The sequence below is a fragment of the Alteromonas sp. ABH4_456 genome (assembly GCF_056160645.1).
Window position 1 is genome coordinate 17087 of the sequence record NZ_JBSWXO010000008.1, and the last position, 25925, is coordinate 43011.

Here is a 25925-nt window from a genome sequence, read left to right on the forward strand (position 1 = left end):
TATGCAGGATTAATATTCCCACCAGCCTTCCTGCCACCAGGCAAGAAACTCTTCAAAATCGATGTAGCCGTCATCATTGTCGTCAATAATTTTGAACCCTTCTTCCACATGGCTCATTTTCGTTTTCGGCGACAATACGGTCAGCAGTTCAATAAATTCAGGCAGATCGATTTGACCGTTACCGTCTTTATCAAAGAAGCTGAAATCACTTTTGATTTCTGCGATTTTTTCTTCTGTAAGTTGGGTGCTCACTTAATGTCCTGATTAATTACGACTTATGAACAAAGTGTACAACCCAACTTCCCGGCTGTCTACTTAACCTGTGCCTGTTTTGCTGCCAGCGCACGTTGACGCTGCTCTTCTGCTTTTTCCTGACGACGTTTTTCCATTGCCAGTCTGGCATCAGAACCCACGTGCTCTTCGCTGCGTGCTTTCGCCAGCTGAACCTGTTTCTCACGCTCGCGGAAGCGGGCAATCTGGTCGTCACTGTGTGTACCGTAACAATGGGGGCAACTCACACCCGGCTCGTACTTATCAGACTGTTTGTCTTCTTCAGTAATCGGCAAACGACAGGCATAACAGGCATCATACTGACTTTTCTGTAAATCATGATTTACCGCAACACGGTTATCAAATACAAAGCAGTCACCTTCCCATAAAGACTCTTCTGCCGGTACATCTTCCAGATATTGCAGAATACCGCCTTCCAGGTGATAAACCTCGTCAAATCCCTTCTCTTTCAGGTAAGCCGTGGATTTCTCACAGCGGATACCGCCGGTACAGAACATGGCCACCTTCTTATGTTTTTCCGGGTCCATGTTATCTTTCACATAGTCAGGAAATTCACGGAAGGTCTTTGTTTTTGGATCGACGGCATGTTTGAAAGTACCGATTTCAATCTCGTAATCGTTGCGGGTATCAATAACCAGCACGTCAGGATCACTAATAAGGTCGTTCCAGTCTTTGGGTTTAACGTATGTACCCACCGTATGGCGGGGATCAATACCTTCCACACCCATTGTCACAATCTCTTTTTTCAGTTTTACCTTGGTGCGGTAGAACGGCTGCTCTTCATGCAGGGATTCTTTGTAAGAGATAGGGTTGATTCGCGGGTCGCTGTTCAGATATGCGAGTAAGTTATCAATCCCTTCCCGGGGACCGGAAACTGTGCCGTTAATGCCTTCGCTGGCAAGCAATAATGTGCCTTTGATACCCTGCTCTTCCATCTTTTCGAGGAGCGGTTGGCGCATAGCTTCGTAGTTTTCAAGCGCAACGAATTTGTACATCGCGCAAACGATATATTGAGTCATTTTATATTTACCTTTGCTGATTGGAGCGTAAGACCAGTGCAAATTGCGGCGCGAAATATACCAGAACGTGTGCGATTTTCCAAATCAGCTCAGGATCTAAAAAAATAAGCTTTTTTCAGGCAGTCAGCAATGAGGAAGAACCACTTATCACCTCTTCCAGCATAGTTTCATCTACAGGTTCCGGCGCGCGAGAAATATGCTGCAACCGCATACGGGTTGCCAGACTGCAATTTTCCTTAACTTCGGGAGGGATGAGCGTGGCATTGTCATGGGCACTTAACGGATCAGGATGCATAGACTGCCATAATGAAAAGGCTGCTGCTGAGCCTGAATTCGCCATCTTTGCCGTAGTATTGAGCGCCATATAATCTGCATCAGAGGGCTTAAGCGGTGGCCGTTTATAGTGATTCAGACGCTCGGGAAAATGAGGATCGCCGGTAACCCCTTCTGCCTCAGCAGGCAACAGTGAAAAGTGCTCAGCACCGGGCTGACAATGCATGGCAAGGAACAGGGAGAACTGCGCGCCTTTACCTGCCGCGCGGGCAAGCTCCCCGTTCCATTCACGATCAGGGATCAGTGCCGGTAGCCGGCCATAGTCAAAGGGCAAATCAGGTGTACTCATACTGTGCTTATCGGCATTGACCGGGATAACTAAAGACAGATCCGTACAAATTTACATACTTGAACTTTAGGCGTAATGGTCCGATCATTATACTAAAGTCTGATTTCAGGGTAACAGGTAGATGAATTACGCAGATAAACGTGTACTGATTATAGAAGATCAGCGCCCTTTTCTGCTGGTTTTGCGGGGACTGCTGCATTCGATGGGTGCAACCGAAGTTGTCACCAAGCCCTCTGCTGAGCAGGCGTTATCCCTGTGCCGGAAACGCAAGTTTGATATCATCATCAGCGACCTTCATCTGGGTTCTGACAAAAAAAACGGTTTTGAGTTTATCGAAGAGCTGCGTAGTCAGAAACTGGCAAAACCCTCAGCCATTGTGATGTTGATCAGTGCTGACAGCACCCGCCCCTTCGTACTGGGCTCTATTGATCGCGGACCTGACGACTACCTGATAAAACCCTTTTCCCAAAACCAGCTGAAAACCCGCCTTGAACGGGCCTGGAAAAAACGCCAGGCCCTGCTGCCCGTTTATCATGCGCTCCATGAAGGCGATACTGCCCTTGCCCGAAAGCAGGCGGAAAAATTACTTGCTACTAACCGGCCTTACCGTGGTTCGGTTGCACAACTGCTCACCGGCATTTGCTGGCAACAGAAAGATTTCGCCGGTGCTCTGAACGTACTGAGCGATTTTGATACAGACAGACCGGTGCCCTGGTTGCAACTGGCACTGGCTAAAAACTGGTTAAAAATGAATAAGCGGGACAAGGCCCTTTCTATGGCACAAAGCGTTCTGCAACGTAACCGTTTCAGTGCCGAAGCTTATGACGTGGTGGCAGAATGCCAGTTACTCAATAACGACACTGAGCGGGCTGCAGAAACCATACGTCATGCCATCAAAATTTCCCCTTACTGCACAGAGCGTCATCACATTGCATGTCATATCGCCCGTCAACACAAAGATTTTGTGCTGGCCAGTGAAAGTGCGCAGGCAATCTGGTTGTTGTCCCGTAAAACGGTGAAAGAGCATGCGGATATCTGGTGCAGCTACATTCGCAGTATTCTGGAAGTAGCGGAAAACGCTGAAGATAAGAAAACCCGTAACCGCTATCAGCAGGAAGCCCATCTTGCCGTACAGCGGGGCAAGTTTGACGACTACCTCAGCCGTAATAACGACGAATTCGATTTCGTGATCTATGAACAAATATTCACAGCCCGGCTTCACAGTATTGAAGGAAAGCTCATTGAAGCTAAGCGGGCTTTGAACAGTGGTCAGGAAGCGATTCAGCACAAATACGAGTCTTATCCGCAAACCTATGCGCCGGACAGTTTAAAAGTGATGTATGCCATCGGCGAATATGATGAAGCAGAGGCTCTGGTGAATGTAATTCGCTCAGGTAACCTGCACGATTCTGTAAAACAGATGCTGGACACCGACAAGCAAAACGCTGCTGAAAAACAACAGCTTTACTCTATGCATAACAAAGAAGGCATTGAACATTATCAGCAAGGCGATTTTAAAGCGGCACGCACGTCTTTCACCAAAGCCCTGCAGTTTGCACCGGTGAATACCGGGGTTGCCCTCAACCTGCTGCAATGCGTGATTAAACTGCTGAACACCGATACTAAAGAGCAGCCGGCTTTATTAACAGACAGCAAGCGGTTGCTGAAACTACTGGATGGTATGTTCATGAAACCTCAGTTCCTGCAAAAGTTTGAGGAACTGAGAGCAGAATTATCAGGACTTACCGGAAAGGCTGCCTGATAACACGTTAACAGGTTTTTTCCTTCCCAGCGCGGCCATCATCGAGCCGGTGACCACAAGCAATGCCCCGCCATAAGCAACCGTGTCCAGTTCCGGCTGATGGAAGGTATCAGGCATAATTTTCTCAGCTAAAGTCATACTGATAAAAGTAAACACGGGTTGTACTGCCAGCACGGCGGATACCTTCGACGCATACCAGACACGCATCGCCTCGGTGAAAGCACCATAGGCAACCAGTGTATTCAGGCAGCAAAACACCAGTGCAGCCATTTGCAGACCGTCCATGGACATCAGCTCTGTCGGGGTACTCAGCGGGATTAGTAACATGCCACCTGTGGCATACATGATGAGTGTGAGTTGTCTGGCTGATAAAATGCGTAACAATGGTTTTTGCGCCAGTGCATAAATAGCCCATGCGACAGCTGAACCGGCGATGATGAACAGGCCGGCAATACTTTCTGTTTCTGAGGCGAATATCTGAGGCAACCGCTGATTGAAAAACAATCCCAGCCCGAGGATCAAAAGGCCCGCGCCGGCAAACTGCACTTTGGTAAACGACTCTTTGTACAACAACACCCCCCCGGTCATCAGCACAAACGGTGCAATTTGCATGAGCACCTGGGCACTGGACGCACTGAGGTAATTTAACCCCATAACGTTAGTGACATAGTTTGTCACCAGCATCACCGTAGCGAGGGCCGCCAGCAACCAGCCATTGCGGGTCAACGATGCGGCAACAGGCAGGCTACGACGTATTTTTAGAATAAAAAATACCACCAGCCCTGCCGTCAGGAAGCGGTAAAAAGTAATTGTCGGGCTGTCCATTACCTTAAGGCAAAGGGTTAACGCTACCGGCAGCACGCCCCACAAAAAAGCGGTCAGCAGTGAAAGTAAAAAACCGTAGACCGGTCTGAGTTGGGATTCCAAGCAGTTATTCGTCCAGCAAATCTTCGAGGCTGGCAATCATATCGTTGATCTCATCCTCCAGCTTGCTTTTTTGCTTCGCTGTCAGAGAACTTGCGACAGATGACGCCAGTCTGGCATGTTGCTGTCGATTGTTTCGCCAGACTTGAAGAAATGCTTCAGACCGGTACTGTTCAGGATTGAGCATCAGTGCAGTCAGTTGCTCAGTAAAATCAGGATTACTCTTACGGCCGGCGAATAACACCCTCGCCCGCTGCTGCAAATCACGACGGTATGCCAGCCATAATTCCCGTGACGGCATGAAGCCGGGCGCCATATCCTGAATTAACTGTTTTTGTTCCTCTGTAAGCCTGCCGATCCTTTCTTCCATATCCTCTTCCAGGCTTTCTACACGGTCTTCCATGCGTTCCGTTTCTGACCACTCATTGGTTTCTTCTATCTTTTCCTCTGTTTCCTTGTTGTCCTTTTCCAGTGCAGCAAACAGTCTGATCACCTGCTCGTCAGACAACTCGCCCGCCATTGATGCCAGAGGCGGAGTGATTTCCTCCCGCAAACGCTGCCAGTGCTCCGTGGCTTTGGTGTAATGAGACAACAGGCGCTGTTCTGTCAGCCGGTTCTCTGCCAAATCCTCTTTCACCAGTTTCAGATGATTGATGTAGGCGGGCAATTCTTTACTGCGATGCCAGTCAATCCACTGGTCCAGTTGCTTATCAAACATGGCTTCCTGGCGATTATTCAGCTCGATGTAATCATCCATGTACCAGTAAACCAGCCAGTCCAGATTGTTGTATGCCAGTTTACTGCTGCATCCGCCCAGCAATAAGACAAATATAACCGTTACCCATTTTTTCATGACTGTTCCTGCCTGAAACCATTGAACAATGATACGCTCACCTCTATGCTTCACGGTGATGTGCTATCACTATAAAGCCCTGAAAATCACAGTAAATACTATTTAATTTTTAGTAACAATTCTGTCTCTCTGTGGCTTATATGATTCGTATCAACACTTGCAGTTCAACCCGCTGGCATACTTTGCCGGCTCGGATTCAATAAGGACGGAACGTGAACAGTAAAGTAGCCATACTCACCTCGGGAGGAGATGCTCCCGGCATGAATGCCTGTATCCGTGCCATCGTGCTGGTTTGTGAACGGGCCGGCCATGACATCGTCGGTTATTTGCATGGTTATAACGGTTTGCTGTCACAGGAATACATGACGCTGGACAGCCGCCAGGTACATAACCTCGCCCAGCGCGGGGGCACGATTTTACATAGTGCCCGCTGCAAGCCTTTCAAGACAAATGAGTCCGGAAAGCTTGCTGCAGCTAATCTTACTGCGCTCGGTATAGATACCCTCTTTGTCATTGGGGGTGACGGCTCTTTTCGCGGCGCAGCACATCTCGGAAAATTCTGGCAGGGTCAGATCATTGGTTTACCGGGTACCATTGATAACGACATTAACGGCACTGACGCCACTATCGGCTATTTCACCGCAATTGAAACCGCTGTCCAGTCCGTGGATAAAGTACGGGATACTGCTGATGCATTTGAGCGTGTTTTTCTGGTAGAAGTGATGGGCAGACATGCCGGTTTCCTCGGTCTGAACGGCGCAATTGCTTCAGCGTCAGACTATGTCATTTTGCCGGAGCTGTTTGAAAGCGAAGAAAAGACATTAAAAGACATCCTGACTCAGCTCAATGAACGCCGGGAACAGCGCGGTAACGTGAGTTACATCATCGTGCTGGCGGAAAACCTCTGGCCCGGCGGGATTGCTGATTTAGCTTCTCGACTGGAGAAATCGCTTACTGAAACAGAAGTGCGTCCTGTTATTCTCGGGCACGTGCAGCGGGGCGGCTCGCCGGTCTCTCAGGACAGGTTGCTGGCACTTAAACTGGGTGCCTATGCGGCAACTTTGACGGGCAGTGCTGTAACCGGCGTGATGATTGGAGAACAACATGGTAAACCGGTTCAGGTTCCTCTGGAAGACACCTGGAAGCAACGTAAACCGCTGGATGACCTGTCAGTTGATACCATGAAACTACTTATGAACAATCGTTATGCGTAACCTGTTACCGGGCGGATAAATTAAAAAACGGAGCATAATGCTCCGTTTTTCTACATCTTCATCGCGGCTTTGACTTTATCGCGGTGACTGCGGCTGACTTTCAGCTCGGTGTCATTCTGCAGAATAAGGTGATACTCGCCACTGATATGACTCACCAACTTCTTGACGAAGCGGATATTGGCAATGGCAGAACGGTGAACTCTCACGAACCACTGAGGGTTCAGTTCCTGTTCCAGTTCCTTCATGGTTTTACGCATGATATGCATACCATCCAGCGCATGAACACACATGTAATCACCGGCAGCGTCAATCCACTGGATGTCCTGCACGGCAACCCGGGTCACTTCAGAGCCGTCTTTAATGGCCAGTACTTCAGGATAAGGATTGGTGTCGATAGACTCGCCGCTGGCAAGTTTACGGAGAATTTCGTTGGTATCATCACCGGTAAGCTCAGCCACCAGATTTACCAGCTTGCGGGACTGCTCATCCTGGTCACGGGTAGTGAAATACTCTCTTACTTTCATCAACGCATCTGACAATCTGGCATCGTCAGCCGGTTTCAGTAAATAATCAACTGCATGAATATCGAACGCTTTAATAGCATAGCTGTCATAAGCGGTGACAAATACAATCATCGGAATTGGCTGGTTCAGTTCACGGAGTTTGTGAATGACCTGAAACCCGTTCAGCCCCGGCATCTGGATATCCAGAAAAACCAAATCAGGCCGGTTTTTAGAAATTACGCTTACCGCATCCAGACCATTCTGGCATTCCGCCACCACTTCTACATCAGCGTGACGTTCCAGACGTGTGCGTAACCCTTTCCTTGCCAACGGCTCGTCGTCTACTACGACAGTTTTTATTTTACGATCACTCATGCTTTACGTCTTATACTTCGTAAGGGATCCGCAGTCTCACACGTATGCCTGACGGCTGATTATGTTCAACCGAAAAAGCAAAATTACGCTGATATAAAGACTGCAGACGTTCCTTTATATTCACTAACCCCACACCGTTTTCACGATGCAGCTGACCATCCTTTATTTCCGCACCGGGCCCGTTATCAGCGACATCCATTAACAGGTCGTTACCAAAGGTACGTGCAGAAATAGAAATTTGACCGCCGTTCTCCATAGTGGATATGGCGTGTTTAATTGCATTTTCAATAAGCGGTTGCAAAATCATCCCCGGCACCAGGGCAGACTCACAATCAGGTTCAATATCCCATACTACATCTAATCTGTCATCAAATCGTACTTTTTCTATTTCAAGGTACAAACGCAGTACTTTGATTTCTTCACCCAAAGTAACCCGCTTAATGGGATCATTATCCAGAGAATAGCGTAAAAAGTCTGATAACCGTGACACCATGGCTTCTGCAATATCATTTTCTTTCAGCAGGATCAGCGTGGAAATGGCGTTCAGTGTATTAAACAGGAAGTGAGGGTTAAGCTGATAGCGCAACATTTTAATGTGCGCCTGATGCGCCATGGTACTGGCTTTTAATGCATTCTGCTTTTCTTTTTGCAGCATCTGGAAGTTCTTGATACCAAAATAGGTACCCGTCCAGCAGCCCACCATGATCAGAGAATTGATCGTATTGGTAAAGTACAGATACCAGGCATCAGGCCGGTAGCCGTGCTTATAGATTTCCCAGTAGTTGACGTTCTTTACTACTGCCCATACCAGCGCCACCACATAACAGGCGAGAATGACGGTACTGATCATTTTCAAAGGAGACAGTTTTCTGGCCCAACGAAACACATACCGTAACGGAATGGTCAGTAACCAGCCGGCATAAGCATTGAGCAAAATGATAAAGACCCAGATAGGCCGGACATCATGAAGAAACGAACCAATATAATAAATTAACGCAAAACCCGCCCAGCCCACGCTGTGCAAGGTCCAGAATAAGCGTTCGTTACTTTCGAATAACTGTTGCCAACGACTCACTTTATTACCGTAAAATCAAATAGTAATTTCAATTATACGCATATTAAACGGGTTCATGGCAATCTTGGTCGTGCTTCCCCGGCACCTTGTCGCAGTGGATTTTGCTTAATAACTTATATTTAAGCGCTTAAACCAGTGAGTCCACCACCAGGCCGGGCCAATGAGTAAAAAACGGATATCATCGAAAAACGACGGCTTCCTGCCTTCGATTTTGTGACCGGCAAACTGCAGGATCCACATAACAACAAACAAGATAAGACAAAATTCCCATACAGCCACAGGACTGCCATCAATCAGATTGATGACACCGAAACTGATAATTGTCAGTAGCGTCATAGCCGCGCCTACCGGACCGGACAGGCGGAAATAGTAGTACAGGACCGGCAGCACCAGCAGGTGGGCCCAGGTGAGATCGGTTTGCTGCAGAAAGCCGGGGAGCGGAATACTCCATATTAAACCCAGGGTAACGAGGTAAATAGACGGTACCGCGACGGCGTGGATTAACACATTCGTTTTATTCTGGTGGCTTTCCGAGTATTGCAATAACAACTTATCAATTTGTCGCATTTTAATAACGCTCCGTAAATGCATCCGCCGGCGGTAACGGTAAGCCTGAGCTTTTTCTGCTATAGCGCCAGAATATAGCGTTCAATTAAGGTTTCGACCGCCTTTTGCTCACGGGTAAACTGAATACCGTAATAATAGTATCCTTTTACTTCGGCAACGTTCCGCACGTTGCTGTCTATCCTAATGGTTTCACCATCCAATTTACAGCCCAATGTTATTTTTTTGTTAACTTCAAGCTTACTATCCTCTGAACCCGCTTTTATGGCCAGTTTGCAGCCTGTTTTCGATACATCAATGATCAGGCCCCGGACTCTCTCCTGCTCTTCCTGATCTAAATAGACACTGACAGGAATGCCCGGCTGGGAACGCCGGTCGCTGCGTAGCCCCATGGTTTGCAGCTTAGACGGAAAACCGGTGATAAGAATACTGACCGGTTTGCTGAAGCACTTTAAAATTGTAGTTTTGAAGGCAATAACCTGCCCCAGCCCACCTTCGATCACAAACCTTACGACCACTTCATTGCCGGCAACAAGATAATCACGGATGTTGGCCCATTTATGGGTATTTGGTACCTGGAAAATAAATGCGTTAGGAATATCCATACCCACATAGTGCGTTTTAAGGCGTTGCGGTGCAGTGGGTGTCTCTATCTGTAAATCGACAACGGTGCCGGGCGCCAGGCTTTTCAATGCAGTCATGTCATCTTTACTTAAAGAGGTGGTTTCGGCTTTACTCACAGCAGGCTGTACTCCTTTTCAGTCAGTGACATTATCATACTCCCTTTTCGCTGATGCTGACAAAAAGTCCGGTGTGATGCATGATAGCACTCTGCATGACTTTTCACGGATATTTACATGACTTCTTTGCGATACGATCTTTCCGTCCGCTCCCGCTCTCAACATCTTTTCGCAGTAACCCTCACAATTCCCGCCTGCGACACTGATATACTGACGTTGAGCTTACCGGCGTGGATCCCCGGCAGCTATATGGTGCGGGATTTCGCCAGACACATCATCACACTGACAGCGACAGACAACGCAGAAAATGTTTTACCTGTTATTAAAACAGATAAACAGACCTGGCAAATTAAAGCGGGTAAACAGCCAGTCACTGTTGAATACACCGTTTATGCCTTTGATCTCTCCGTACGTGCAGCTTACCTGAACGACGAATACGGCTTTATCAACGGCACCAGTGTCTTCTTGCAGGTCAACGACCTCCCCGCAGCGTCCTGTGAAGTGACGGTATCTTTACCTGAGTCCTTAAGCCACTGGCATGTAGAAACCAGCATGCAGCCTGATGACACAAACGGTACGCATTTTATCTGCGAAGATTACGCGGAGCTCATTGATCACCCTGTATTCATGGGTGAGTGTGTGCTCGACAGTGTAACGGTTCAGGGCGTGGAATTTGTATTCCTCTTTAGTGGCAAAACGCCGGTAAACACGAAGAGAATATGTGAAGACATGGTGCCGGTTTGTGAGCATCACCTTAATTTGTTCGGTCAGCCCTCGCCCGTGGACCGCTATGTGTTCATGACATTGCTGAGCGACAGTGGCTTTGGCGGCCTTGAGCACCGCAGTTCTACGGCCCTGCTCTACCCACGGTTTGACTTACCGCTGGAACGTGAAGGCGGCGGCAAAACTGATCAGTACGTCACCTTTCTGAGCCTCTGCTGTCATGAATTGTTTCACACCTGGCATGTTAAGCGCCTGCGTCCTTCCGTTTTCCTGAAACCGGATTTAAGCGCAGAAGTCTATACTCCCCAGCTTTGGATTTATGAGGGCTTTACCAGTTTTTATGACGATGTGACGCTGGCGAGAACGGGCCTTATCAGCCCTGAAAAATATCTGGAAATTGTTGGTCAGAACCTTACCCGTTTACAGGTGACAGCGGGACGTTTCAAACAGTCAGTGGCAGAGTCCAGTTTTGATGCATGGACCAAGTTCTACAAACAGGATGCATCAGCTCCCAACAATATTGTAAGTTACTATGTAAAGGGCGGCATCATTGCCTTTGGACTCGATTTATTGTTACGCAGAAAGTCGCAGGGTAACGTGTCGCTGGACAGTTTAATGCAGGCACTGTGGCAGCAATTCGGCGCGGAGGAAACCGGCACCCCTGATGACGTGATTGAGACAGTTTGCCGTGAAACTTTCAATATTGATGTATCAGAGTATCTTCAGGCTGTTGTTTACGGCAAAGAAGACGTGCCCCTTAATCAGTGGCTGGCTGATATTGGCGTAACGCTGCATACCCGCCCGAAAAACTCAGCATCTGACCGCGGTGGTGTGCCGCCCTTACCGGCTTACCAGAAACATCATTTAGGGGCTGCTATTAAAAATGCAGAAACCGGCGTAACGGTTCAGGTTGTATTTGAAGACGGTGCAGCTTGCCGGGCAGGACTACAGGTCAACGACAAGATCATTGCACTGGATGGCTACGTAGTGAATGACATTCTGCTGCAGCGTCTGCTGAATCAAACCGGTGAATCTGCCTTGCCGCTGACGGTAGTACGTGATGGCCGTTTGCTGACGTTATCACTGCCTGTGCTTGAAGAGCGGCAGGAAGCCTGTTACTTCACCATTGAAGATAAGGAAAAGCTGGCAGCATGGCTGGCTACAGCATAAATGATTCAGCCCCGTACAGGGGCTGATTGCTTTTACAGGGTTAACTGAAAATAAGTTATTAGTGGCGGGGCGGTACCAGTAACGCTGGATCCAGCCTGGTTTTACCCAGGTTAAGCCGCCAGTCAAGATGGGGACCTGTTGCTCTGCCGGTCGCACCGATGGTGCCGATAGCGTCACCCTGCGCGACCACATCCCCGGCTTTCACCTTCGAAGAATCAAGATGCAGAAAGGTAGAGAACACACCCATACCGTGATCGAGGATCACCGTATTACCGCTGTAATACAAGTCATCTGATAACTTCACCACACCCGCTGCGGGAGCGATAACAGGTGTACCGGTTGGTGCGCCAACGTCAACACCATAATGCGGCGCTTTAGGAATACCGTTAAGTACCCGCTGGCTACCGTATACGCCGGTTACCGGGCCTTCTGCCGGCCAGATAAAACCGGTAAATACAGCATCCAGATCAGAAATATTCCCGCGGGCATTGGCTACCACAGTACTGTCTCTTCGAATACGTTTAAGTGTTTCTTCCGGCGGCGAAACCATGGAAGACTTCAAACCGTCAATACGCTGAATGTTGTACTGCCGCTTTTCCAGTTCAATGTCTCTTGAACCTGTTGTGCCGTCAGGCAGCGTCCAGGATAAAGTATGATTAAGTGCTGATTCACGGGCGAAACCAAATACAAATTTACCCTGCGCATTTAGCTTGAGTGCCTCGCCATTCAATGTAACCTGACTTCCGGGCGGCAACTGTCCACGAAACAGACTGCCCTGCGTAAATTTACCATTCAGAACCAGCGCACCGGCTTCAGAGGCTTCACTGGCAGCAAGGCTCTGCCGCACGGAAAGAACAGACAGAGAAATCAGCGCAATGAGAGCCAGCGGGATCAGTCGCACACCAGTGCTCCTTTTCCTACGCCTTCGTAAGCCAGCACTTTCACAGAGCCACCGTTCTGACGGGCTTTTTCTTCATCAAAAATAAACTGGGCCAGGCATTCCACGGTGGAATCAGTGGTAATGACTTCACAATCAGATTCAGGCAACAAAATCTCAAAGTAGCCTTGCGATGATTCATAGGCAAAACAGCAATACTCTCTGTCTGCCGGCACAATGCCTGATGCCTGACGGGCTGAAAAAGCCAGCCTGTCTTCTTCCGATGCAATATATATATCTTCCCAGCGTGATGCCCAGTATTGCTGACTCTCAAGACTATTTTCACCGTTTACAAACACGTCGATTTTAGAACGGTGACCATGGGCTATACGCTGGCAATTGCCATCGTGTTTTTTCAGGCCATGAGTGTAGTGATAGAAAGGCGTTGAGATCACTTCGGTACGCAGAATCAGCTCAAGGTTATCTACGTTTTCCGGCAGATGAGTAGCAATCACTTCGCGAAGGTAGCTGCCGGTGGAGTCCTTAGTAACCGTTTCACCGTAGATGAATGCGTAAGCCTCTGCCGGACAATATAGCTGAATCACCCTGCCGTCGTTGCAGGTAAACCGTACATCCACATGTTCGCTGTTGTCTTCATGCACAATCGCCACGTTGGCGTAGTCAGCAGGTACCAGCAATTTATGGTCGACATAATCATCAATCAGTCGCTTCAGGTTTTTTTTCACCTTACCGAAGTCCTGAATCATACTCTCATCGTTAAGATCGCCGGACAGGATCACATCCACGATCCAGCTTTCTCCCACCATTCCCCGCTCAGGGCACAGGTAAGAAAAATCCATGACGGTGAGGTCGTTGACAAATAATTGCATGTAAAACCTTGTTGCCGGAACTTAAACTGCCGGCATTATACGATAAATTAAACAAAGCAGGCAGGTTTCACCTGCCTGCTTACGAACGTTGGCCCGCATTTGGTTACTGTTACGGGTGAATAACGGCTATTGTACCTAATTTTTTGACTGTCTGGTCAACTGGTCTTTTAAATTTGGCGGAATACCTTTAATGGTCAGTGTGTCTGACACCGGGTCGTAGATGATTTTGTCACCCAGTAGTTTACGTTCAAAGCTAAGGGAAATACCGCCGCCCTGTCCGGTAAATTTAGCCAGCTGACGCAGCGCAGCAGGATCAGGTTGAATATTCTCTTCCAGCGGTGCCTCAAGCGTTTGCGTGAACGCCTCAAAACTGTGTTCGCTGTCACTGTCCGGCGATAACCGTCCGGATAACTCTTTGATCGACAGACTTTCACCACTGTCTATCTTTTCTTTGAAATAAGACTTCACTTCATCACGGTGCTGTTGCTGCTCTTCACGGTCAAGATTCTCACTGGCCAGATAAGCATCTACCGAAGAAATCAGTTGTTTGTTCTGCTGCTTAATGTCCACCAGCTCTTCGCAACCAATAAAATCCATGAAGAAATCAGACACCTTGCGGCCCATGAGTCCTTTAATAAAGCTTACGTAGCGTTTTTGCTCCGGCTGGATCTCAAGTTGAGTAAGGTCAATGCGTACTGCCAGTTGCATCTTCGCCAAATCAAGGTGCTCGCGGGCATTCAGCTCCAGTGCCTGATTGATTTCCACGTGGGAACGGGTATTCAGTAACGTGATCATCAGATACTGTGTTGCCAGAAACTCATACTGACAGAAAATCAGAAAGCCTGTTTGCACTGTACCGGTATCGGTCAGGGCTTTAATCAGCTTGTCACCGGAAGTCAGCGTAAAGGCATGGAAGATATCTTCCAGGTTGTCCACGCGCTCTTTTTGCGCGTGCATGAATTCTGCCAGTGACGTTTTAAAAGGAATGGTATCTTCACCGCCTGCAGCTTCTTCAGTGAAATGGCCCACACCTTTTCCGGGCTTGCTGTTAAAGCTGTGATTGATCTGATGAGCCAGTGATTCGATTTCCGGCGTCACCGCAAGACACTTGTCCCGTGGAATGATGGACAGCTTGTCTTCGCCGCTGACGACTAACCGGTGAACAACAAAATGATGAATCAGTGCACTCATAGACTATCTGGGATCCTGTTTAGTTGAGAATTTACAGTGGAATTCGCGGGATTTACGAATGAATGATTGTTATCACTCAGACAACGATTATAATCATTTAAAATTAAATTCCATTCTTTTTTAGTAAAGAAAACAGTAAAAGAGGCGTCACAATGCCCCAGCAAAGCCGTTATTCCGATTCGGATTTTGAAGCGCTAATGAATAAAGTCATCCTCACACTCGAGGAAAATGAGGCCAGTCGTGATTTACAGCTCATGGTATTGGGTAATGTCATCACGCACATTCTTAATACACAGGTTCCCGCTGCTAACCGCAAAGCCATGGCGGAACAATTCGCTTCGGTATTACAGAAAAGTGTTAACTAACAGGGCTGAATAATGATTTTAGCGGAGTCACCTCGCCGTCAGCGGGTCACACGCCTGGTAAACTGGGGCCACTGGTTCGCGCTGGCTAATATAGCCATCGCCATGATCATCGCCTCAGTATTTATATTTTCCTCTCCTTCACCGGATACGGCCTTAGGTGCCTTGTATCTGGTATTTAACTGGTTCGGTCATATTGGTTTTATGACCTTCTCCGGTTTTGTCATATTCATTCTGCCGTTGTGCTACCTGGCGACGAATCCGAGAATTATCAAGTTTGCGGCATCCGCCATCGCGGCAACCGGGCTGGCATTGATGGCGTTTGACGCCCTGCTGTTCAACCGCACCGGCTTTCATTTAAGCTTCAGTTCTGCCGATCTACTGCGCAACGAAGCACAAAATCAAATCAGTCAGTTTGGTTTACAACAGTGGATGTACTTATTACTGCTGTTTGTGGTCTGGCTCGGTTTTCAGCTTGTGCTGGCCAATGCGTTATGGAAACGTGTGGAGCGATTACAGCATCACAAAATCGGTACGCCGGTAACCGGCTTTTTCCTTACCTGTTTTGTCGCCAGCCATGCGATTCACGTGTGGGCTGATGCAGAGTTATATCAGCCTATCGTGAAGCAGGACAATATGTTTCCGTTGTCCTATCCGGCTACGGCAAAAACCACCATGTCCCGCTATGGCCTGCTGGATCTGGAACGCTACAAGGAACGCAAACAGCTGCAGTTTGATCCGCAAATCCATCAGGTGACCTACCCCACGGAACCGGTTTACTGCAATATTGAAGCTGACCGTACCCTGGCGCTGGTCGTGCAAACAGACGATACACCGTTGCCGGACATGCCACAGTTTGATCTCAGAGAAATGAACAACTATTTCTCTACAGCTTCGTCACTGGACGGCTTGATCCTGACAACCCTGTTCGGTGTGCCGGAAATTTACCGCGATACACTGGAACAGAAAAGACCGGTTCTGCTGGCCTTACCCGTGGGTCTGGGCATGCCTGTGTCTATTCACGTCGACGAAGCACTGCCTGCCAGTATGCTTGACGGTTACCGTCAGCCTGTCAGTAATAATCATGCCGGATTGCACATCGCCTTCCTGTCGGGTGACAAAATTGCAGATATGCTGAGCGACGATGTGTTTGCGCAAAGTGATGTGATCATTGCCACCGGCTTCTCTGAAGATGGCGGTACCCGCCGTGGAAAACTGCTTACGACGCTGGATGTGAAAGGCAGTATTGCCAGCACCGAAGATTTAGCGCCTACGGTATTGAATGCATTAGGCTGTGCAGCGCCGGTCCAGTTCTACTCCACCGGACAAAATTTGTTGCAACCACAACGTAACTGGCTGGTGAGTACTTCCGGTGAAAAAGTGGTGGTGCTGCATAATCAACAAATGATTGAAGTGCTGAGTAACGGCAGCTTTGAAATATCGGATATTGACAGCCGTGAGCGAAGCAACGACCCGTTAAATGTGGATTTACTCAGCCGAGCCATCAAGCACCTGACCCATTTTTCACGGTAGAGTCGTTACGGTATTAATTTCACCTTTCCTGAATGATGGGAATGGGAAATTCAGAAACGCTGCCTTCTCCGGCAGCGTTTTTATTTCGCTTTCTATTTTTGCTTCGCCTGCCATAAGGAAACATAAAAATCCGCTTCAACCTCTGTCAGTGACCGGCACAACGAAGCCTGAGTACTTTCATCCAGACGCCAGGCAAACGGTGTCATCTGAAGCAGCGCCTTCCGTTGCGAATCATTTTCAAGAGTGGCCTGCCAGTGAATCCGCTGCCGGCTCAGTAAAATAAAACCGCGTCTTTCATCAGCGGGCAATTCATGTTCACGGGGGGTTTTATAAGCAGCTTTTTTCAGTGCCATCAAATGTGCCGGGCCCGGTGTAACATGAAGTAATAAACCCTGAGGTTTGAGAACGCGGGCAAACCCGTCGTCACTGCCCGGGGCAAAAACCTGAAGCATCAGATCAACCTGACTGTCCTGAACCGGTAAATCAAAACTGCTGGCCACAACAAACTGCGCATCCACTGGCTTTCTGGCTGCTAAATCCACTGCGCTTTTGGAAATGTCACTGCCACTGGCCACCACAGACTTTCCGGCCGCTTCCAGCGCAGATCTAATCACATGTAAATACGTGCCTTCACCGCACCCTGCATCATAAAGTACAACGGCTCCTGACGCAGACATCACATCGCTTTTTATTATCACGTCAGCCATCTTGTCCATCAACGGCTGATAAATGCGGTATTGATGGAAGGTCTTTCTGGCGCCGAGCATGGCTTTATTGTCGCCGGGATCCTTGCTGCTTTTTTTATGTACAGGCAAGAGGTTAACGTATCCCCGTCTGGACACATCAAAACTATGATTGTTGTTACAGCGCCATGTGTCACCGCACACCAGCGGAGACTGACAAAGAGGGCATTGCCACATGATTTGAACCTGTTCTGCCTGTGAAAACGCAGGGAATGTAACAGAATGAGGAGGAACTGCAAGGTTCAAAAAGACTAAGCCGCCTGCCCGTTAATGTTACCTGTGAAATAACATCAACGGGACAAGACGGCTTTTCTTAAGGAAGGTAGTACTTTGATCAGATAGTATCTTTACTGAAAAGCGTGAATATACTGGAGAAATCCAGCTCACTGTTCCCTTTACGCTGATGCATCCGGTAAAGCTGTTGTGCCGCTGACCCCATGGGCAGTAAACTACCTGTTTTAGCGCCGGTGTCCATCGCCAGGCCAAGATCTTTATTCATCAGTTTGACCATAAAGCCCCCCTGATAAGCATTGGATGACGGTACAGACTCCATCACCCCGGGACACGGATTGTATTTCTGCAGGGTCCAGTTGCAACCGGAGCTCTGTAACATAATGTCAGACATGACTTTTGGATCCAGCCCGTTATCGATGGCAAGTTGCAGTGCTTCTGAAGTCCCGGCCATCAGTACAGCCAGCAACATATTATTGCAAATTTTGGCAACCTGACCGGCACCGGTATCCCCTGCATGAAACAGGTTTTGCCCCATGACATTCAGCAGAGGCGATGCCTGCTCCACCACTTCTGCTTTGCCTCCCGCAATGAAAGTAAGGGTACCGGCTGTGGCGCCGGCAACGCCGCCGGAAACCGGCGCATCGATAAAGCGATGACCCGCTTGCTCCGCTGTATGGCCGGTTTCTCTGGCAGTGTCTGCATCAATGGTACTGCTGTCGATAAGCAAACAGGATGTGTTCAGTGAAGCCAGTATGCCTGCTTCACCGCAATATAAGCTGCGTACATGAGCCGCAGCCGGCAACATGGTAATCACCGCTTCAGCTTGCGACACGGCATCAGACACACTTGCCGCTTTACGGGCTCCTTTGTCACACAGCGCATCCATGGCACTTTCTACCAAATCAAAAACCGTCACGTTATATCCGGCTTTAATCAGGTTCGCCGCCATGGGCGAGCCCATATTGCCGAGACCTATAAAAGTAATGTTTTTCATATTGATTCTCCCAGTCCGGCCAGCGGGTGACCTGACTGCCAGGGGGATGAGAAGAACGGATCAATGTCCGAATCAGGGATCCCGGCCACGGAGTTAAACCGCCAGCCCGGCTTGCCGTCTTTATCTATCAGCAACGCCCGGATCCCTTCCTGTAATTCACCGTATTGTGCACAATGGCAGGCCATATTCAGTTCCATCCTGAAACTGTCTGCCAGTGTCTGTGTTTTACCTTTCTGAAACTGGCGGTAAAACAGCGCAGCCGTGAGTGATGAGCCGGTTGCCAGCGCCTGTTGAGCTTTTAACATCCATTTGTCACCACCGGCATCGATAGCTGTAATGGCAGCAACGACTTCCCGTACAGACGGAAATGAGCAGGCTGCATTGATACGCTCAAGCCATGGCGCAATCCGGTCATCGGGCTGACTGCCTTCAATTGACGCATCTGCTGTACCGGCATTCAGGCTCTCCGCCAGTATACTGGTTACATCCTCACGGCAGCCTGATTTCCACTCAGTGCTTTTCCATTGCGTAATAAGATCTGCCAGATCACTGCGGGCACACAAATGGTCGGCCAGACCATACTTTACCGCTTCAGCACCATTTACCTGCGCTGCGGTCAGGCCGAGGAACAGGCCGAGTTGTCCGGTTAAGCGGGGAAGAAAGTAACTGCCTCCCACATCAGGGAATAAGCCAATCGTCACTTCGGGCATGGCAAGGCGGCTTTTATCTGTCACCACACGGTGAGAAGCGCCCTGCAACAAACCCATACCGCCCCCCATCACAATGCCATCTCCCCACACCACAACAGGTTTTGGGTAAATATGCAGGGTGTAATCAAGTTTGTATTCCACGGTAAAGAAATCACGGATAAACGGCGGAATCGTTCCGGGCGCGGATTTCATTGCATGATACATGGAAACAATATCGCCACCGGCACAAAAGGCCTTCTCACCGGCACCGTCAATAATGATAAACAGTACGTCTTCCTGCTGCGCCCATACATTCAGTTGGTTCTGCATGGCTGATGCCATATCAAGATCCAGCGCATTCAGCGACGCCGGCTTATTTAATGTAATGTGCCCGGCGATCCGGCCACAACCGGTGCGGTGTTCTTTAATAATAATGCGTTGTTCTGCAGACATGACCTGTCCTTTGAAAGTGCTGATGATGCCCGTTACTGTGTCAGAGAATGTCATTCATTTCACCCATCAGACGGCGGCCAATGATCACACGCATGATTTCATTAGTGCCTTCCAGGATCTGATGCACTCTCACATCTCTTACGTGCCGCTCCAGCGGGTATTCTTTAATATAGCCATACCCGCCGTGTACCTGCAGCGCCTCGTTGCACACCATAAAACCGGTGTCTGTGGCAAAACGTTTGGCCATTGCGCAATAGGTGGTTTTGTCTTTGTCATTGCAGTCAAGCTTCCAGGCCGCCAGCCTCACCAGTTGCCTGGCTGCCACCAGCTCTGTGGCCATATCTGCCATTTTGAACTGAATAGCCTGAAACGCCCCCACCGGCTTTCCGAACTGCTCACGCTCCTGAATATAGGTTGCCGCGGTTTCCAGTGCCTGCTGCGCCGTGCCCACAGAACAGGTGGCAATGTTCACCCGGCCGCCATCCAGCCCCTGCATCGCCAGACGAAACCCTTCACCTTCTTCGCCCAATAAACTGCTTTCATCCACCATCACATTATCGAATGTGATCATGCGGGTGGGCTGTGCATTCCAGCCCATTTTTTCTTCGGCTTTGCCGTATACCACTCCTTCAGCGTTCGCCGGAACCACGAAGGCCGATATACCCGACGGACCCGGCCCGCCGGTACGGGCCATGACCACCAGCACATTTGTCGCGCCGGCGCCGGAAATAAACACCTTTGCGCCGTTCAGACAAAACCCGTCAGGGGTGCGTTCCGCTTTAGTTTTAAGTGAAGCCGCATCAGAACCGGCGCCCGGTTCGGTAAGGCAATACGACGCCAGTTTTTCTCCGCTCACCAGTGAGTCACACCAGCGGCTTTTTATCTCCTCTGTGCCATAGGATGCAATCATCCATGTTGCCATATTGTGGATTGTCAGCATGGCTGTGGTGGTGGTGCATCCCATAGCCAGTTGCTCAAAAATCAACGAAGAGTCGAGCCTGGATAAGCCCAGACCGCCAGCGTCTTCGGGGGTGTATAACCCGCAGAAACCGAGTTCGCCGGCTTTTTTAATGGCCTCAACCGGAAAGTGATGCTCTCTGTCCCACTGCGCGGCAAACGGTGCAAATTCCTGCCTGGCAAACTGTCGCGCAGTGTCTGCGAATGCCAGTTGCTCTTCATTTAATGAAAAATCCATCGTCGTCTCCTCTAATCCATCGAAATAGTCAGATTCGGACCACCCGGAATATCATCATCCAGCCAGCGACTGGTTACTGTTTTGGTTTCGGTATAAAAGCGGATTGCCTGTTTACCGTAAGCATGTAAATCGCCGTAAAACGAATTTTTCCAGCCGGTAAAGGAAAAGAATGGCAGCGGCACAGGGATCGGCACATTAATACCCACCTGGCCCACGGTGACTTCACGCTGGTACTTTCTGGCCGCTGCACCGCTGTTAGTGAATATGCTGGTGCCGTTGCCGTAAGGATTATTGTTTACCAGCTTCAATGCATCCTCCAGAGACTCTGCCCGCATACAGGACAAGACGGGACCGAATATCTCTTCTTTGTAGATGGTCATGTCCGGCGTTACCCGGTCAAACACCACCGGACCTACCCAGTTACCCTTTTCACATCCCGGAACAGTAAAGTCAGATCCGTCTGCCAGACATTCTGCGCCTTCTTCTTTACCGGCTTTTATCAGCGATAACACACGTTGTTTTGCTGCTGCAGAGATCAGCGGACCAAAACCGGCTTCGTGGTCGTTCCACAGGCCCGGTTTAATTTCACTGATACGTTTTGCCAGTTCAGGGATCCACTTTTCAGACCCGCCCACAAACACCGCAGCAGAAATTGCCATACAACGCTGCCCGGCTGCCCCGACCGATGCACCCACCAGGTTATTCAGAACATGTTCTTTGTTAGCATCGGGCATGATCACCGTATGGTTCTTCGCGCCTGCGAAGCACTGGGCACGTTTGAGGTTGGCGGTGGCAGTTTTATAAATGTACTGACCAACGGGAACAGACCCCACAAATGACACGGCTTTAATGTCTTCATGATGAAGCAGAACATCAACCTGCTCTTTACCGCCGTGCACCACGTTCAGCACGCCTGCCGGCGCACCGGCTTGCATAAACAACTCTGCCAGGCGGTTAGGCGTCAGCGGATCCTGCTCAGAAGGCTTCAGTACAAAGGTATTGCCGCAGGCAATGGCCAGCGGAAACATCCACAGCGGGATCATAGCCGGAAAATTAAACGGTGTGATGCCGGCGCATACTCCCAGCGGCTGAATATAGCTGGCGGTATCGATGTTACGGGCAACGTTTTCAACCGTTTCGCCCATCATTAGGGACGGCACGTTCATCGCCTGTTCAACCACTTCAATACCGCGCCATACATCACCTTTGGCATCGTCAAATGTCTTGCCGGTCTCTCTGGCAAGCAATGTCGCCAGTTCGTCATGGTGCGCTTTCAGTAACGCCTGGTAACGCATCATCAGTCGGGCCCGTTCGGTCACCGGCACATCACGCCAGCTTTTAAACGCTTTTGCAGCACTGGCAACGGCTGCATCCATGTCGTTTTGTGATGCACTGCAAATTTGTGCAATGGGTTCATTGGTGGCGGGGTTGGTAACGACAATCCTGTCTTCTGACTGTCCGTTAACCCATTCCCCGTTTATCAGCATCGGCACCTGTTGCATAAGGTTCTCTTGTTAGTGAATACCCTGTTACCTTAAACAATCACACAGGTTTACGTAAACGTTAACGTAAAACAAATAAAACTATTTTGTAAATATATTGTGACATAAAGAGTGTTCGGGACGACAAACCAGACTACCGGTATACCGGCAAATATGCCTGCTCCCGGGACTATTATCTTTTCGTATAGATGACGAACCGTCAAAGCGCTGATATATTTATTAAATTCCGGTATGACAAAGTTCGTACTTTCATTACATTACTGGTGCCCTTCATGCCTTACCGTCTGGCGATTATCGAAGACAATGCCACTGCGCGTTCAGCAATAAGAAGCCACCTTTTGCCTGTGGGCGAATTCGACATCAGCAGTTTCAGTAACGGCGCAGAGCTCAAGTCAGCCCTGCGCCGGCAACACTTTGAAATTATTCTGATGGACTTTCATCTCGGGCAAGGTAAAAACGGTGTGGAATGGGTACATCAACTCCGGCAAAGCCAGTTTATCCGGCCCAGTACCGGTATCGTGTTTATTACGGCAGACCGGCTGCCACAAACGGTGGGCCAGATCATCGATGCACAGCCGGATTTGCTGATCATCAAGCCCTACAACATTGCCACCCTTTCACGTGGTCTCAGTCACTACCTCAGTTACCGGAATTATGTCAAACAGGCACTGAACGCACTGGACAATAACGATCCCGCCGGCGCGCTGCAAATTGTGGCAAAACTGAATAATCAGAAAACACCGGCAAAGCTCAAAAACGATGTGCTGAAACTTCACGCCAGGATCCTGTTTCAGAATGGTCAGTTACTGGCGGCTAAAGCCTTGTATGAGTCTGTGCTGGCGCGCTCAGAACGTGTGCTCTGGGCCCAGTGGGGAAAAATAAAATGCGAGTACCTGGCGGGTAACTGGGCAGACTGTAAAGAAGAATTGTCCGATCTGATGACCAATTCACTGGCACGGGATAAGGCATTTGAGTGGCTCGCCTGTCTGTGTTTTGAACAGGAGGCCTGGTCGCAGGCAGAGTTCTATCTGAACCACATCAAAACCAGTGACTTAAGTGTGCCGGCAACACGATTGAAGTCGTTAACTTATCAAAAGCAGGACAAAGTACTGGAAGGGATCGAACTGCTGCAGAAGAAACGTGATTACAACCGCAGTACCCGGGACAGGTTTAACGAATTTACCTTTGAACTGGCTGAATTTTATCTTTCTATCGCGGAAGAGCAGCCAAAATCTAACCGGGACGAAAGCCTGACTCAGGCCCGCCGGCTGGTAGGAATTGCAGGACGTAATCAGAACGATCAGCAACAACTTCAGAAGAAAGACTATCTTCTTGCCTTCGCTGCAGTGCTGGAGGATGACCCGGCAAAAGCAGAGCAATATCTGACTCACGAACACATGGACATGTTTGTGCGCACTGATCCCGCCACCCTCATCGTGGCCGCCAAAATCAATAATGCTCTAGGCAATACAGAGAAAGCCAAAGACTTACTGGCTATGGCACACCAGAGAAATCATCTGGACGATGATTTATCTGCGCAGACATTAAACGAAAGCGTACTGACCCGGGCTGAAAAAAGTATGGGGCTGGCCAGTGAAAGAGCGCTGGAGCTGAATGAAACGGGCATGCGGATGTTTATTGGTAAAGATTATGTCCGTGCAATGTATTACTTCTATCAGGCCTATCAGATGATGCCTGCAACGCAGGCATTCGGACTCAACCTGCTGCAATGTATGCTGGAATCCCGTCACCACAGTTACCGTAATTACACCGTCGCCACATTACTGGACAAAATTGATACCGGTGCGCTGAATAATGCCAACAGACAACGCTTGCTCAGGTTGAGAAAAGTTGCCGAAGCTGACGCGGCTTACTTTCTGACAGCGACACCGGTAACACCGGCAGACGACACACAAGCCTCTGCCGGCTAGCAGTTATTTAGCGGCTAAACGGGTCAGCAGGCTGGAAGTATCCCAGCGACCACCACCGGATTTTTGTACATCAGCGTAATATTGATCGACCAGCGCAGTCAGTGCCAGCGTAGAACCGTTCCTGCGCGCCTCATCCAGTGCAATGGCGAGATCTTTACGCATCCAGTCTACGGCGAAACCATAGTCATATTTGCCATCCAGCATGGTCGCTGCACGATTTTCCATTTGCCATGACTGTGCTGCACCTTTTGAAATAACGTCAACCACGGCTGCACAATCGAGCCCTGCCTGCTGACCAAAGTGCAGCGCCTCAGCCAGCCCCTGAACAATGCCGGCAATACAAATCTGATTCATCATTTTGGCCAGCTGTCCGCTACCAGCCTTTCCCAGTAACTGGCTGTGTCTTGCATAGTTGTCCATGACAGGCTTTACCACATCAAACACAGCTTCATCGCCGCCGGTCATAATAGTTAGCTGGCCGTTTTCAGCGCCGGCCTGACCACCGGATACCGGGGCATCAAGAAAACCCAGTTGTTTCGCTTTGCAGGTTTCCCACAAGGTGCGCGCCACATCTGCTGACGCCGTTGTATGGTCTACCAGAATGGCACCGGCATCCATCGACTCTGTTGCCTGACCGGCCACGTCCATAACGTCATTGTCATTACCGACGCACATAAATACGATTTCAGCACCACGAACAGCAGCCGCTACAGCAGGCTCAAAAGACCCGCCATACTCTTTCACCCAGGCCTCTGCCTTAGCAGTAGTGCGGTTGTAAACTGTTACGTCAAATCCTGCTTTTTGCAGATGCCCTGCCATGGGGTAGCCCATGACACCAAGTCCAAGAAACGTTAATTTTTTCACCGGTTACCTATTCTCCGTGTGGCTGCAAAAGTGATAACAAGCCGGTTAAAGAAACCGACTGTACCGAAACCGGCTGAATAATAACAAATTTCATGCTAAAAGTAGCTTTTGACCGCGTTTCACTTGCCGTAAAGGATTAACTCTATGTCTTCAATTTATGATTATACCGTCACATTAAACACCGGCGAAACGCTGGCGCTCAGTAAATTGAAAGGATTTGTCATTGTCTTTGTTAACACGGCAAGCCGGTGCGGATTTACGCCTCAGTATGAAGGTCTCGAAAAGCTCTTTCTCCGGTATGAGCCTCACGATTTAATGATTATCGGTTTTCCCTGTAATCAGTTCGGTAGCCAGGAACCCGGCAGTGATGACGATATTAAACAGTTTTGCGAACTCAACTACGGTGTATCCTTTCCCATCTCGGCTAAGATAGACGTGAACGGACCGGACGAAGATCCTTTGTTTACTTATCTGAAAAATGAAGCCAGGGGTGTGCTTGGCTCAAAGGCAATTAAATGGAATTTTACCAAGTTTGTTGTTGATCGTGACGGTAAGGTTCGTGGACGCTATGCGCCGGTAACCAAACCCGACGCACTGCAAAAAATTATTGACCCGATCATACGGGAATAGTC

General features: G+C 49.1%; 25 protein-coding genes. 7 read left to right on the top strand and 18 right to left on the bottom strand.

The window, feature by feature from the left end:
- Positions 1-9: 9 nt before the first annotated feature.
- From ACXAG2_RS13110 to ACXAG2_RS13120, 3 genes are all read right to left on the bottom strand, one after another.
- Entirely contained in the window at positions 10-252 is a 243-nt protein-coding gene (locus ACXAG2_RS13110; protein ID WP_119501305.1) for an EF-hand domain-containing protein, read from the bottom strand.
- A 59-nt stretch (positions 253-311) separates the two neighbouring features.
- Positions 312-1310 (bottom strand): oxygen-dependent tRNA uridine(34) hydroxylase TrhO, encoded by a 999-nt coding sequence (gene trhO, locus ACXAG2_RS13115; RefSeq protein WP_474867652.1) that lies wholly within the window; start codon positions 1308-1310, stop codon positions 312-314.
- Positions 1311-1425: 115 nt separating this feature from the next.
- Complete coding sequence (locus ACXAG2_RS13120) at positions 1426-1932, bottom strand: VC2046/SO_2500 family protein (protein ID WP_474867655.1); 507 nt, start codon at positions 1930-1932, stop codon at positions 1426-1428.
- A gap of 121 nt (positions 1933-2053) precedes the next feature.
- Between ACXAG2_RS13120 and ACXAG2_RS13125 the strand changes: the two genes are divergently transcribed.
- Positions 2054-3694 carry a response regulator gene (locus ACXAG2_RS13125; protein WP_474867657.1) on the top strand — a complete coding sequence of 547 codons (1641 nt, stop codon included), beginning with the start codon at positions 2054-2056 and terminating at the stop codon, positions 3692-3694.
- On the opposite strand, the gene ACXAG2_RS13130 is transcribed toward ACXAG2_RS13125, so the two are convergent.
- Together ACXAG2_RS13130 and ACXAG2_RS13135 are read right to left on the bottom strand one after the other, a co-directional pair.
- The gene (locus ACXAG2_RS13130; protein ID WP_474867660.1) at positions 3668-4621 is read right to left on the bottom strand and encodes a DMT family transporter; all 954 of its coding nucleotides are present in this window, start codon (positions 4619-4621) and stop codon (positions 3668-3670) included. The genes ACXAG2_RS13125 and ACXAG2_RS13130 overlap by 27 nt on opposite strands.
- Before the next feature lie 4 nt (positions 4622-4625).
- A complete protein-coding gene (locus ACXAG2_RS13135; protein ID WP_474867663.1) occupies positions 4626-5471 on the bottom strand; it encodes a DUF6279 family lipoprotein in 846 nt (281 codons plus the stop codon).
- Positions 5472-5683: 212 nt separating this feature from the next.
- Here ACXAG2_RS13135 and ACXAG2_RS13140 point away from each other — a divergent pair, with 212 nt between their 5' ends.
- Entirely contained in the window at positions 5684-6685 is a 1002-nt protein-coding gene (locus tag ACXAG2_RS13140; protein WP_474867666.1) for a 6-phosphofructokinase, read from the top strand.
- A 50-nt stretch (positions 6686-6735) separates the two neighbouring features.
- On the opposite strand, the gene ACXAG2_RS13145 is transcribed toward ACXAG2_RS13140, so the two are convergent.
- The 4 genes from ACXAG2_RS13145 to ACXAG2_RS13160 all read right to left on the bottom strand — a co-directional run bounded on the left by ACXAG2_RS13145 (position 6736) and on the right by ACXAG2_RS13160 (position 9942).
- Entirely contained in the window at positions 6736-7563 is an 828-nt protein-coding gene (locus tag ACXAG2_RS13145; RefSeq protein ID WP_474867669.1) for a LytR/AlgR family response regulator transcription factor, read from the bottom strand.
- Positions 7564-7573: 10 nt separating this feature from the next.
- The gene (locus ACXAG2_RS13150; RefSeq protein ID WP_474867672.1) at positions 7574-8638 is read right to left on the bottom strand and encodes a sensor histidine kinase; all 1065 of its coding nucleotides are present in this window, start codon (positions 8636-8638) and stop codon (positions 7574-7576) included.
- 105 nt (positions 8639-8743) lie between these two features.
- Positions 8744-9205 (bottom strand): Mpo1 family 2-hydroxy fatty acid dioxygenase, encoded by a 462-nt coding sequence (locus ACXAG2_RS13155; RefSeq protein WP_303574166.1) that lies wholly within the window; start codon positions 9203-9205, stop codon positions 8744-8746.
- A gap of 59 nt (positions 9206-9264) precedes the next feature.
- Positions 9265-9942, bottom strand: a complete 678-nt coding sequence (locus ACXAG2_RS13160; protein ID WP_474867675.1) for a flagellar brake protein — start codon at positions 9940-9942, stop codon at positions 9265-9267.
- 117 nt (positions 9943-10059) lie between these two features.
- Between ACXAG2_RS13160 and ACXAG2_RS13165 the strand changes: the two genes are divergently transcribed.
- Complete coding sequence (locus ACXAG2_RS13165; protein WP_474867677.1) at positions 10060-11835, top strand: M61 family metallopeptidase; 1776 nt, start codon at positions 10060-10062, stop codon at positions 11833-11835.
- Between the two features lie 58 nt (positions 11836-11893).
- On the opposite strand, the gene ACXAG2_RS13170 is transcribed toward ACXAG2_RS13165, so the two are convergent.
- From ACXAG2_RS13170 to yejK, 3 genes are all read right to left on the bottom strand, one after another.
- Positions 11894-12703, bottom strand: a complete 810-nt coding sequence (locus tag ACXAG2_RS13170; RefSeq protein ID WP_474867901.1) for a M23 family metallopeptidase — start codon at positions 12701-12703, stop codon at positions 11894-11896.
- Between the two features lie 23 nt (positions 12704-12726).
- Complete coding sequence (locus ACXAG2_RS13175; RefSeq protein ID WP_474867680.1) at positions 12727-13602, bottom strand: 6-carboxytetrahydropterin synthase; 876 nt, start codon at positions 13600-13602, stop codon at positions 12727-12729.
- A 135-nt stretch (positions 13603-13737) separates the two neighbouring features.
- Complete coding sequence (yejK, locus tag ACXAG2_RS13180; protein WP_119501292.1) at positions 13738-14793, bottom strand: nucleoid-associated protein YejK; 1056 nt, start codon at positions 14791-14793, stop codon at positions 13738-13740.
- A gap of 152 nt (positions 14794-14945) precedes the next feature.
- Between yejK and ACXAG2_RS13185 the strand changes: the two genes are divergently transcribed.
- Together ACXAG2_RS13185 and ACXAG2_RS13190 are read left to right on the top strand one after the other, a co-directional pair.
- Positions 14946-15158 carry a YejL family protein gene (locus ACXAG2_RS13185; RefSeq protein WP_303574171.1) on the top strand — a complete coding sequence of 71 codons (213 nt, stop codon included), beginning with the start codon at positions 14946-14948 and terminating at the stop codon, positions 15156-15158.
- A 12-nt stretch (positions 15159-15170) separates the two neighbouring features.
- Entirely contained in the window at positions 15171-16688 is a 1518-nt protein-coding gene (locus ACXAG2_RS13190; RefSeq protein ID WP_474845910.1) for a DUF3413 domain-containing protein, read from the top strand.
- A gap of 92 nt (positions 16689-16780) precedes the next feature.
- Here the strand turns inward: ACXAG2_RS13190 and ACXAG2_RS13195 are convergent, their stop codons facing one another.
- From ACXAG2_RS13195 to ACXAG2_RS13215, 5 genes are all read right to left on the bottom strand, one after another.
- Positions 16781-17608, bottom strand: coding sequence for a putative RNA methyltransferase (locus ACXAG2_RS13195; RefSeq protein ID WP_474867682.1), 828 nt, complete (start codon positions 17606-17608; stop codon positions 16781-16783).
- A gap of 157 nt (positions 17609-17765) precedes the next feature.
- Complete coding sequence (gene mmsB / locus ACXAG2_RS13200) at positions 17766-18659, bottom strand: 3-hydroxyisobutyrate dehydrogenase (RefSeq protein WP_474867685.1); 894 nt, start codon at positions 18657-18659, stop codon at positions 17766-17768.
- Entirely contained in the window at positions 18656-19801 is a 1146-nt protein-coding gene (locus ACXAG2_RS13205) for an enoyl-CoA hydratase/isomerase family protein (RefSeq protein WP_474867687.1), read from the bottom strand. The genes mmsB and ACXAG2_RS13205 overlap by 4 nt, the downstream gene beginning before the upstream one ends.
- Positions 19802-19841: 40 nt before the next feature.
- Positions 19842-20996 (bottom strand): acyl-CoA dehydrogenase family protein, encoded by a 1155-nt coding sequence (locus tag ACXAG2_RS13210; RefSeq protein ID WP_474867690.1) that lies wholly within the window; start codon positions 20994-20996, stop codon positions 19842-19844.
- Between the two features lie 11 nt (positions 20997-21007).
- A complete protein-coding gene (locus tag ACXAG2_RS13215; RefSeq protein WP_474867692.1) occupies positions 21008-22498 on the bottom strand; it encodes a CoA-acylating methylmalonate-semialdehyde dehydrogenase in 1491 nt (496 codons plus the stop codon).
- 272 nt (positions 22499-22770) lie between these two features.
- On the opposite strand from ACXAG2_RS13215, the gene ACXAG2_RS13220 reads away from it, so the two are divergent.
- A complete protein-coding gene (locus ACXAG2_RS13220) occupies positions 22771-24429 on the top strand; it encodes a response regulator (RefSeq protein WP_474867695.1) in 1659 nt (552 codons plus the stop codon).
- Positions 24430-24432: 3 nt separating this feature from the next.
- On the opposite strand, the gene ACXAG2_RS13225 is transcribed toward ACXAG2_RS13220, so the two are convergent.
- Positions 24433-25293, bottom strand: a complete 861-nt coding sequence (locus tag ACXAG2_RS13225; RefSeq protein WP_474867698.1) for an NAD(P)-dependent oxidoreductase — start codon at positions 25291-25293, stop codon at positions 24433-24435.
- A gap of 144 nt (positions 25294-25437) precedes the next feature.
- Here ACXAG2_RS13225 and ACXAG2_RS13230 point away from each other — a divergent pair, with 144 nt between their 5' ends.
- Positions 25438-25923, top strand: coding sequence for a glutathione peroxidase (locus ACXAG2_RS13230; protein WP_119501283.1), 486 nt, complete (start codon positions 25438-25440; stop codon positions 25921-25923).
- The last annotated feature ends 2 nt before the right edge of the window (positions 25924-25925 follow it).

Coding starts and splice junctions, on each gene's coding strand:
- trhO (WP_474867652.1), bottom strand. CDS start 1,310: ATGACTCAATATATCGTTTGCGCGATGTACAAATTCGTTGCGCTTGAA.
- ACXAG2_RS13210 (WP_474867690.1), bottom strand. CDS start 20,996: ATGGATTTTTCATTAAATGAAGAGCAACTGGCATTCGCAGACACTGCG.
- ACXAG2_RS13230 (WP_119501283.1), top strand. CDS start 25,438: ATGTCTTCAATTTATGATTATACCGTCACATTAAACACCGGCGAAACG.
- ACXAG2_RS13220 (WP_474867695.1), top strand. CDS start 22,771: ATGCCTTACCGTCTGGCGATTATCGAAGACAATGCCACTGCGCGTTCA.
- ACXAG2_RS13190 (WP_474845910.1), top strand. CDS start 15,171: ATGATTTTAGCGGAGTCACCTCGCCGTCAGCGGGTCACACGCCTGGTA.
- ACXAG2_RS13195 (WP_474867682.1), bottom strand. CDS start 17,608: ATGTGGCAATGCCCTCTTTGTCAGTCTCCGCTGGTGTGCGGTGACACA.
- ACXAG2_RS13145 (WP_474867669.1), bottom strand. CDS start 7,563: ATGAGTGATCGTAAAATAAAAACTGTCGTAGTAGACGACGAGCCGTTG.
- ACXAG2_RS13175 (WP_474867680.1), bottom strand. CDS start 13,602: ATGCAATTATTTGTCAACGACCTCACCGTCATGGATTTTTCTTACCTG.
- ACXAG2_RS13185 (WP_303574171.1), top strand. CDS start 14,946: ATGCCCCAGCAAAGCCGTTATTCCGATTCGGATTTTGAAGCGCTAATG.
- ACXAG2_RS13120 (WP_474867655.1), bottom strand. CDS start 1,932: ATGAGTACACCTGATTTGCCCTTTGACTATGGCCGGCTACCGGCACTG.
- ACXAG2_RS13125 (WP_474867657.1), top strand. CDS start 2,054: ATGAATTACGCAGATAAACGTGTACTGATTATAGAAGATCAGCGCCCT.
- yejK (WP_119501292.1), bottom strand. CDS start 14,793: ATGAGTGCACTGATTCATCATTTTGTTGTTCACCGGTTAGTCGTCAGC.
- ACXAG2_RS13155 (WP_303574166.1), bottom strand. CDS start 9,205: ATGCGACAAATTGATAAGTTGTTATTGCAATACTCGGAAAGCCACCAG.
- mmsB (WP_474867685.1), bottom strand. CDS start 18,659: ATGAAAAACATTACTTTTATAGGTCTCGGCAATATGGGCTCGCCCATG.
- ACXAG2_RS13205 (WP_474867687.1), bottom strand. CDS start 19,801: ATGTCTGCAGAACAACGCATTATTATTAAAGAACACCGCACCGGTTGT.
- ACXAG2_RS13215 (WP_474867692.1), bottom strand. CDS start 22,498: ATGCAACAGGTGCCGATGCTGATAAACGGGGAATGGGTTAACGGACAG.
- ACXAG2_RS13135 (WP_474867663.1), bottom strand. CDS start 5,471: ATGAAAAAATGGGTAACGGTTATATTTGTCTTATTGCTGGGCGGATGC.
- ACXAG2_RS13165 (WP_474867677.1), top strand. CDS start 10,060: ATGACTTCTTTGCGATACGATCTTTCCGTCCGCTCCCGCTCTCAACAT.